This is a genomic window from Antrihabitans stalactiti (assembly GCF_012932915.1).
Lineage (GTDB): Bacteria > Actinomycetota > Actinomycetes > Mycobacteriales > Mycobacteriaceae > Antrihabitans > Antrihabitans stalactiti.
Genome location: NZ_VCQU01000006.1, coordinates 218,858 through 227,946, shown reverse-complemented (window position 1 = coordinate 227,946; position 9,089 = coordinate 218,858). Strand labels below are relative to the sequence as shown.

Genomic DNA, 9,089 nt, shown 5'->3' with positions numbered 1-9,089 from the left:
TGGCGTGAGCCGAAGCGCTCGAAAGGGTTGCCGCAACGGGTTTCGTCACGATGAGCGAAGACTCCTGATGCACGAATACCGACCGCCCCGATCTGCAAGTCCGGCAGCGCTCGCCCCGCGGCGAGTGCGTCGGTCCACTCTGCGCGCGCGGATGGCGGCCTGCGAAAGCTCTTCGAATTTTCGTTGAGTACTACCAATATTCCTTACTGTCCCTGCAATTCGCGAACTCCCAATTCGGTCGGGCGATACGGCAGTATCGCAGGATCTCGTGACGGTCGTCACCGGACCCCACCGCAAGCAGACCGCCTCACCGTGATGCCAGCCAGGGCATAAGGTCACAGGCCCAAGGCTGGGCGTCACCGGCTCGCTTGCAGTGGTCGAGCACAATCTTTCGCCAAGTTCGCATACCCCCGGACACAAAATCGAAGCGCGTTTTGGAGATTGCGAAACTAAAAAAACCGGTGGATTTGATTAGCCCCGCACAGCGAGCGAGCGTGAGGTTTGCGGGCGGATCACACGACTCTTGGCGCGCGCACGAACGACAACCAGGTACGCAACGGCGCCACCGACACGTCTTACTCGACTTGGTGCCGCCTGGTTATTCGCCCACGACACGCCGAGCTACTTCTAAGCAACCCTCAAAATTCGAGGTCGGAGCGCCTCGACTGGCCCGTTTGAGGGAGTGGACACACGACCAGTCGACCGTCGCGGTGTCCGGCAAACACTGCCGTTATCTGCGACGACGCGACACGGCTATTGCGACTTGTAGCACGAATACGACCCCAACCGTAGGATTTCAGTTACTGAGCCGCTAATATCGAGGCGAATGAATATGAGCGAATTGAATCTGCTCCGGCGAAGGGATATGGACGGCTGACTATGGCTGATTTCGCTGCGCGGCTGAACAAGCTGTTCGAGACCGTGCACCCACCAGGGCGTAAGCCTCACACCAATGCCGAAGTTGCGGCCGCTCTGACCGAGAGCGGCCATCCGATTTCGAAGCCCTACCTGTCACAGCTAAGGTCCGGCCAGCGCACCAACCCGTCCGACGAGACTGTCGCCGCCCTCGCCAAGTTCTTCAAGGTGAAGCCGGACTACTTCTTCAACGACATTTACGCTGCCAAGATCGATCACGACCTCGAACTCCTGTCGCAACTACAGGGCTACGGGCTCCGTCGGCTTTCCAGCCGTGCATTCGACCTGTCGGAAGAATCGCAGAATCTGTTGACATCGATGGCGGAGAAGCTCCGGGCGAGCGAGGGCCTGCCCGAGATTCCGCCGGACGGCACCGAATAGAACTCGGTCAGCTCGCCGCGCCGTTGGTGTAAGCCTGCGCGATCGTGCTCACCCATCGGCGCGTCGACGTGCCGTCTGGTGGCGCAATCCACCGCGTATCCAGGGGCGTCGAGTTCAGTGGATCCCGCACCCATACCGCGACGGCGTGCGCTCGTTCGGCGCGCCCCGCGGGCGGTGTCTCCGACGATTTGGACGCCGCTCCACCGCCGCCTGCGAGCAGGTACAGCGCATCCATGACATGCGCGACCTGATCTGATGCGCGCAGCACGGTCGTCGTGTTGCTGGAGTCGTCCTGCGTCACTTCGGGAAAACGCGTGATCAGTGCGTTGTGGAGCACCTTCACCTGCCGCATCAACAGCCGTGCGCGGACCCACATCTCGACGAGGATCCAGACAGCGCCGATCGAGATCAACAGGCTCGCCGTCAACCACGCCCACGTCGGAGTTGGACGCGTGGCTGGCACCGATTTGGTCATCAGTTCACGGAAGTGCACGCCGGCCAGGACCCCCACCATGGCGGTGCCGATCGCGAATATTCCGACGCCTCTGCCGAGCGGAGTCCAGTCGAAGTTCCGTACCGCAGTCACAACGATGACCAGACAGCCGACGACGATGGCAGCCCAGCCGATCTTCGCCGACCAGAAGATCGTGATCGCGACGAACACGGCACCGATTGCATAGATTGCTGCCGCGACCCGACGCAAGTTCTCGCGGGATGTTATCGGCCAGGCCGCGGCAGCGACCACCGCAGTTGCCGCAGTGAAAGCAACCCACAGCGCGATGATGAGCAGCGGAACGAGCCGTTCACCTGCACGGACTCCGTTGGGCAGCAACCGATCCACGCTGTCTGCCACTTCGGGGATCCCGATCGTGACCGCCGCGGCGACGCTGGCGACTGCCGCGACGATCGCCACTCGGACTGTCGTGGCTGGACGCACCAGAACGCGACCGACCCTGCCGCCGGCTGCAATCCACACTGCCAGCGCGACCAACCAGAAGCTCACCCCAGAGCCTCGTCGAATCTCAGCACAGAAACACCCGTGCCACGGTTGGTGAAGACGCGCAATCGGGTGAGCAGCATGCCGGCGAAGGTCTCGGCCTCCCATTCGGCGAGCTCGTCGTCACCGTCTTCCACAACTTGCTGGTACGCGCGCTGGCTGAGCATGTAGGCGATCAGCTCGGCGCTCGCCTCCAGGGTGACATCGCTCGCGGGCGCGCCTGGGTGGCGAAATACGATGTGTCCCAATTCGTGTGCGAGAGTGCGTTCTCTGCTCGGCAGCGCCGACGCAAGCACGATGACATCGCGGTCGGGGTAGGCGCGTCGTTGACCGCACACCCCGGGACCGAGGTCAGCGGTCGCAATCTCTATCTCGCGGCCTCGCTCGTGCGCTACGGCCGCAACGACCTGATCCAGCGTCACCGAGTCCGAGTCGGCAGCGAGCGCACAAACGGCGTCGACGGCGCCCGCAACTCGTCGATGCGACCGGGCCTTGCTCTTATCAGAGTCAGTTGTCATGGCACGTCACCCCGCACCAGGGCCGAAGAACTCGGCGTGCGCCGACTCCACCCTCGCTTGCGACAAGCGTGCACCGTTGTAGCTGATCACTGCGGCTGCTCCGCCGGCGAACAAGAGTGCGATGAGTCCGCCGAGCACACCGAGCGGGTTGTGCGGAGGCGGCAGCGGGCCGAGTGCGTTGGTGTTGGTCACGTCGGGTTGCGTGGTGTCCACTGCCACGGGCGTGTTCACGGGTGCCGCCGGCGGCGGGGGCGGCGGTGGCGGAGGTGGCTCTGCCTCTATCGGCGCAGGCAGGGCCTCGATGACCGGAAGGACGATGGAGGGAAGGACGACGACGGGGGGGACGACATCCGCTGCACGCGGTACGACGAAGACGGGTTCAGGAACCGAGACAACGGCCGGCGGCGGCGGTGGCGCCACGGTGATCGTTTTGCCGACGACCGCAGGACTCGGTGGCGGAGTCGACCCGCTCTGCGCTGAATCCGACGCCCCGCCGACCCTATTCGACGATGCCGGCGCGGGCGGCGGCGGCGGGGAAACCGTGGGTGGCGGATCGTCGTCGTCACAGTCGTCGTTGCCGTGATTGTTGTTGCCGTGATTGTTGCCCGGTCCGTTGTTGTTTCCGTGGTTATTGCTGCCGGGGTTGTTGTTGCCGTGATTGTTGTTGTTCCCATGGTTGTTGTTGTTGCCATGGTTGTTGTTGTTGTTTCCGGGTCCGTGCGGCGACGGACCGCCGTGGCCACCCGGAGTTGCGGCGGCTGTGACGGGTGCGAACAACGCGAGACCGATGGCAACACCGATCGTTGCCGCCACCCGCGCGGCACGATCACCGACCATCACGACAACCCCTATCAGCGGACGAAAGCGCTACGCCGTCGAGAAACAGGCGCCAACACATATTAAGGCGATATTAACCGTCACACAGAACCGGTACATATCCCACCGTATTTCAGGGTTTGCGCCGATCTCGTTACTTCGCGCCGTAAACCGGAACCGGCGGATCCGCTGCGGCGATGAGTTTCTGCACTACGACACCCAATTCCGCCGGATCCCAACGATCGCCTTTGTCGATCGGATCGCCGTGCCGCCATCCGTCGGCAAGCGCGACCTTTCCACCCTCGACTTCGAACACCCTGCCCGTCACGTCGCGAGATTCTGGACTACCGAGCCACACGACGAGTGGTGAGACATTTTCGGGGGCCATGACGTCGAAGCCCGAATCAGGTTTGGCCATCGTGGCCGCGAACGCTGCCTCGGTCATTCGGGTTCGCGCCGCAGGCGCAATCGCATTGACTGTGACGCCATAGCGACCGAATTCGGCCGCCGCATTCAAGGTTAGCGCCGCGATCCCGGCTTTCGCCGCGGCGTAATTTCCCTGGCCGACGCTGCCCTGTAATCCTGCGCCAGAACTGGTGTTGATAATTCGCGCATCGACAGGACGACCCGCCTTCGATTCCGAGCGCCAGAATTCGATCGCATGGCGCATGGGCGCGAAATGACCCTTGAGGTGGACGCGAATAACGGCATCCCACTCATCCTCGCCGAGATTCGCCAGCATCCGGTCGCGCAGAAATCCAGCGTTGTTGACGAGCACATCGAGCCCGCCGAAGGTATCGAGCGCAGTGCCGATCAGTCGTTGTGCGCCCTGCCAATCCGCGACATCGTCACCGTTGACGACGGCAGTACCGCCCGAGTCGCGGATCTCTGCGACGACTTGTTGCGCTGGATCCTCGGCCGAGGCCGATCCGTCGAGTCCGGCACCGAGATCGTTGACGACGACCCTCGCACCCTCCGCCGCGAACGCAAGCGCGTGCGCGCGCCCGATTCCGCGACCTGCGCCGGTCACGATGACTACCCGGTTTTCGCATAACCCGCTCAAATGAATTACTCCTTGCTCTGTTGTGCTGCGTTGTGTGGGGATGCTGCTGCGGCGAGAAATGCCGGCCGTTCGCCGCCGCCGTGCACCGTGATTGCTGTGCCGCTGATGTAGGACGCGAGTGGTGACGCCAGAAACACCGCACAGTTGCCGACGTCGATCGGGCCAGCCATGCGACCGATCGGCACGGTGTCTGCGACAGCGGCGAGACCGTCCGATCCCCCGTAGTGCAGATGACTCTGCTCGGTCTCCACCAGACCGACGACTATCGAATTGACCCGAACCTTCGGCGCCCACTCGACCGCGAGGCTCGACGACAGACTGTCGACTCCCGCCTTTGCCGCGCCGTACGCCGCGGTACCGGGTGATGGACGCGAACCGCTGACGCTCGAGATCATGATGATCGAGCCGCCATCCTGCTGCTCCTGCATCACGGCATTTGCTGCCTGGGATACCAGCAGGGGCGCAAGCAGATTGAGCTCGACGACCTTGGCGTGGAACTTCGGACTCGCCGTGGCGGCCAAGGCGAAAGGCGCGCCACCGGCGTTGTTCACCACCGTGTCCAGCCGTCCGTGCCGCTCGACGATCGATCCGATGAGCTGAGCGACCGCGTCGGGATCCCGCACATCGCAGCTCGCGAACTCGAGTGTGCGACCACCGGCGGCAATCTCTTGCTCAGGGGGCCGACGCGCGCACGCGACGACCGTCGCACCCGCCTCGAGAAAGGCCCGGGAAATCCCCGCGCCGACTCCGCGGACTCCCCCGGTAACCAGGACGACCGAATCTTCGAGGGCGAGGGCAATGCTCACCGTGCTAACCTACCAAGCAATCGCTTGGTTTGGCGACCGGCTCCACAAACCCCCGAGGAAACACATGGGAATTACCTCCACATCGAACGGATCAGGCGTAGCGATCCTCACGATCGACTACCCACCTGTGAATGCATTTCCCACCGCAGGCTGGTTCGAACTTGCCGATGCAGTGCGGACAGCCGGACGGTTGCAGAGCAATCGCGCTGTCGTCATCCGCGCCGAAAATCGCGGATTCTGCGCCGGCGTCGATATCAAAGAGATCCAGGCGAATCCCGGCCACCAGAGTCTCATCGACGCCAACCGTGGCTGTGCCGATGTCTTTTCGGCGGTCTACGACTGCCAGGTCCCTGTAGTGACCGCGGTGCAGGGCTTCTGCCTCGGCGGCGGCATCGGGATTGTCGGCAACTCCGACATCGTCATAGCTTCGGACGACGCGACTTTCGGGCTTCCCGAAGTCGATCGCGGCGCGCTCGGTGCGGCAACGCACTTGTCCCGGCTGGTTCCGCAGCACCTCATGCGAGCCCTGTTCTTCACCGCCAGGACGATCACCGCGAGCGAGTTGCACCACTACGGGTCGGTCTTTCAGGTGGTCCCACGGTCCGAACTCGATGCCGCCGCACTGAAAGTTGCCGAGGAGATCGCCGCAAAGGACGGCCGGGTCATCCGCGCCGCCAAGGAGGCGCTCAATGGCATCGACGTGCAGAACGTCCACCGCAGCTACCGCTATGAGCAGGGATTCACCTTTGAACTCAATCTTGCCGGCGTAGCCGACGAGATCCGTGACCGGTTCGAGGACGACCTTGCTCGTAAGCGTGCTGCTGCCAGTCAGGAGGCCGGCTCCAATGCGTGACAAGCGAATGTCGCTCGACGACGTGGTCGCGCAATTGCGCAGCGGCATGACCATCGGCATCGGCGGCTGGGGTTCTCGCCGCAAGCCGATGGCCATGGTCCGCGCCATATTGCGTTCGGACATCACCGATTTGACGATCGTCACCTATGGCGGACCAGATCTCGGCCTACTCTGCTCGGCGGGCAAAGTCCGAAAGGCGTATTACGGCTTCGTCTCACTCGATTCGGCGCCGTTCTACGACCCGTGGTTTGCGAAGGCCCGGACGTCGGGGTCGATAGAGGTGCGCGAAATGGACGAGGGCATGTTGAAATGCGGGCTCGAAGCAGCGGCGGCTCGGCTTCCTTTCCTGCCGATTCGCGCAGGCTTGGGGTCCGATGTTCCGAATTTCTGGGGCGACGAGTTGAAGACAGTCACCTCGCCATACGTCGATGAATCAGGTTCTGCCGAAACGCTGATCGCAATGCCGGCACTGAAACTCGATGCGGCGCTGGTGCATTTGAATATCGGTGACAAACACGGCAATGCCGCATATACCGGCGTCGACCCGTATTTCGACGACTTGTACTGCATGGCGGCGCAGCGGCGTTTCGTTTCGGTCGAGCGCATTACCGAGACCGAGGAATTGGTGAAAGCCGTTCCACTACAGGCGCTTCTGCTGAACAGAATGATGGTCGACGGGGTCGTCGAAGCTCCCAACGGTGCGCATTTCACGCTGGCGGGCGATAGCTACGGACGTGACGAGAAGTTCCAACGCCACTATGCCGAATCGGCGAAAGACGCTGCGGCATGGCAACAATTCACCGACACCTATCTGTCAGGCTCCGAGGACGATTACCAAGCCGCTGTCCGGCGATTCGGCGAGGAGCAGCAATGACCGACGACGTCACACGAGCCGAGATCTGCGCGGTCGCTTGCGCCGACATCTTCACCGGTGCAGGCGAAACCATGGTGAGTCCGATGGCGACGCTGCCGAGCATCGGCGCGCGTCTCGCGCGTCTGACCACCGAGCCAGACCTGCTCTTGTCCGATGGTGAAGCGCTACTGATGGCGGAAACCCCTGCCCTCGGGGCAAAGTCGTCGATCGAAGGCTGGATCCCATTCCGCAAGGTCTTCGACGTGGTCGCGTCGGGTCGCAGGCATGTCGTGATGGGCGCCAACCAGATCGACCGATTCGGCAATCAGAATCTCGCGTCGTTCGGCCCGCTGCAACACCCGACGCGGCAGATGTTCGGTTCGCGGGGTGCACCCGGCAATACGATCAATCACGCGACGAGTTACTGGATTCCGAAACACTCCGCCCGCGTCTTCTGCACGAAGGTCGATGTGGTCTCGGGTGTCGGTTACGACAAAGTCGATCCCGCCAATCCCGCTTTCAAGTTCCTGCATCTGCATCGTGTCGTCAGTAACCTCGGAGTCTTCGACTTCGGTGGACCGGACCATACGATGCGCGCGCTGACCCTGCATCCAGGCGTCGGCGCGGACGATGTCGCTCGCGAAACCTCCTTCGAGATCGCCGGATTGGCGGACGCAGGCGAGACGCGACTCCCGTCGTCGGAAGAACTGCGTCTGATCCGCGAGGTCATCGATCCGCGTGGACTTCGCAACCGCGAGGTGGCGGCATGAGTGCGCTTGTCACCCCGCTGACCGAGTTGGTCGGCGTGCGACATCCCGTCGTACAGACCGGAATGGGCTGGGTCGCCGGGCCTCGCCTCGTCGCCGCGACCGCCGAAGCGGGCGGCCTCGGAATCTTGGCTTCGGCCACGATGACCTACGCCGAACTCGAAACCGCTATTGCAAAGACGAAAACGTTGACCGCCAACCCATTCGGCGTCAACATCAGGGCCGACGCAACGGACGCACCGCAGCGCATCGACCTTCTGATTCGCGAGCAGGTCCGGGTGGCGTCGTTTGCGCTCGCGCCGAAGCAAGATTTGATCGAGAAGCTCAAAGCCGCTGGCGTGGTGGTAATTCCATCCATCGGCGCGGCAAAGCACGCAAAGAAGGTCGCAGCGTGGGGCGCCGACGCGGTCATCGTGCAAGGCGGTGAAGGCGGCGGCCATACCGGTCCGGTCGCGACCACGCTGCTGCTGCCGTCGGTACTCGATGCAGTCGAAATCCCGGTGGTCGCGGCGGGTGGCTTCTTCGACGGGCGTGGTTTGGCGGCGGCGTTGGCGTACGGCGCTGCCGGCGTCGCAATGGGCACCCGTTTTCTGCTCACCAAGGAGTCGACGGTCCCAGACTCGGTCAAGCAGGAGTACCTGAGCCGCGGACTCAACGACACGACCGTGTCGTTCAAGGTCGACGGCATGCCGCACCGTGTGCTCAACACCGAACTCGTCGAACGACTCGAACATTCGGGTAACGCACGCGGTCTTGCCGCTGCCGTCGGCAATGCCGCGAAATTCAAGAAGATGACAGGCATGAAGTGGTCGACGTTGGTTCGCGACGGCCTCACGATGCGAAAAGGTAAGGAGCTCACCTGGTCTCAGGTAATCATGGCAGCGAACACGCCGATGTTGTTGCGCGCCGGGTTGGTCGAAGGCAACACCCATGCAGGGGTTTTGGCCTCGGGCCAGGTCGTCGGCATGCTCGACGATCTGCCGAGTTGCAAAGAACTGATCGACGGCATCATCGCCGACGCCGTCGAACGGATCGAAGCGATGGGGAAGCTGCGGGGCTGACCTCGCAAACACAAGCACCTCGTGAGTCTTTTCGGAGTCCATAGACTCCGAAAAGACTC

At 62.9% G+C, this 9,089-nt stretch carries 10 protein-coding genes; 5 read left to right on the top strand and 5 right to left on the bottom strand.

The genetic code is table 11. The features are described from left to right. Positions 1-879 precede the first annotated feature (879 nt). Positions 880-1,296: a helix-turn-helix domain-containing protein gene (locus tag FGL95_RS18500; protein WP_169589515.1), complete on the top strand. Its 417-nt coding sequence runs from the start codon at positions 880-882 to the stop codon at positions 1,294-1,296. Between the two features lie 7 nt (positions 1,297-1,303). Here the strand turns inward: FGL95_RS18500 and FGL95_RS18495 are convergent, their stop codons facing one another. From FGL95_RS18495 to FGL95_RS18475, 5 genes are all read right to left on the bottom strand, one after another. Beyond that, on the bottom strand, positions 1,304-2,299 hold the full coding sequence (locus FGL95_RS18495) for a hypothetical protein (protein ID WP_169589513.1): 996 nt from the start codon (positions 2,297-2,299) through the stop codon (positions 1,304-1,306). Beyond that, complete coding sequence (locus tag FGL95_RS18490; protein ID WP_169589511.1) at positions 2,296-2,811, bottom strand: ImmA/IrrE family metallo-endopeptidase; 516 nt, start codon at positions 2,809-2,811, stop codon at positions 2,296-2,298. The genes FGL95_RS18495 and FGL95_RS18490 overlap by 4 nt, the downstream gene beginning before the upstream one ends. Before the next feature lie 6 nt (positions 2,812-2,817). After that, positions 2,818-3,648: a hypothetical protein gene (locus FGL95_RS32410; protein ID WP_240963126.1), complete on the bottom strand. Its 831-nt coding sequence runs from the start codon at positions 3,646-3,648 to the stop codon at positions 2,818-2,820. 133 nt (positions 3,649-3,781) lie between these two features. Beyond that, positions 3,782-4,690 carry an SDR family oxidoreductase gene (locus FGL95_RS18480; RefSeq protein WP_169589509.1) on the bottom strand — a complete coding sequence of 303 codons (909 nt, stop codon included), beginning with the start codon at positions 4,688-4,690 and terminating at the stop codon, positions 3,782-3,784. 5 nt (positions 4,691-4,695) lie between these two features. Next, positions 4,696-5,490, bottom strand: a complete 795-nt coding sequence (locus FGL95_RS18475; protein WP_169589825.1) for an SDR family oxidoreductase — start codon at positions 5,488-5,490, stop codon at positions 4,696-4,698. A 70-nt stretch (positions 5,491-5,560) separates the two neighbouring features. Between FGL95_RS18475 and FGL95_RS18470 the strand changes: the two genes are divergently transcribed. The 4 genes from FGL95_RS18470 to ipdC are packed head-to-tail and all read left to right on the top strand — an operon-like array spanning position 5,561 to position 9,030. Beyond that, the gene (locus FGL95_RS18470; RefSeq protein WP_169589507.1) at positions 5,561-6,349 is read left to right on the top strand and encodes an enoyl-CoA hydratase family protein; all 789 of its coding nucleotides are present in this window, start codon (positions 5,561-5,563) and stop codon (positions 6,347-6,349) included. Further along, positions 6,342-7,223: a cholesterol ring-cleaving hydrolase subunit IpdA gene (ipdA, locus tag FGL95_RS18465; protein WP_206072031.1), complete on the top strand. Its 882-nt coding sequence runs from the start codon at positions 6,342-6,344 to the stop codon at positions 7,221-7,223. The genes FGL95_RS18470 and ipdA overlap by 8 nt, the downstream gene beginning before the upstream one ends. Further along, entirely contained in the window at positions 7,220-7,972 is a 753-nt protein-coding gene (locus tag FGL95_RS18460; protein WP_169589505.1) for a CoA-transferase subunit beta, read from the top strand. Before ipdA ends, FGL95_RS18460 begins: the two co-directional genes overlap by 4 nt. After that, positions 7,969-9,030, top strand: a complete 1,062-nt coding sequence (gene ipdC, locus FGL95_RS18455; protein WP_169589503.1) for a (3aS,4S,5R,7aS)-5-hydroxy-7a-methyl-1-oxo-octahydro-1H-indene-4-carboxyl-CoA dehydrogenase — start codon at positions 7,969-7,971, stop codon at positions 9,028-9,030. The genes FGL95_RS18460 and ipdC overlap by 4 nt, the downstream gene beginning before the upstream one ends. Positions 9,031-9,089 lie beyond the last annotated feature (59 nt).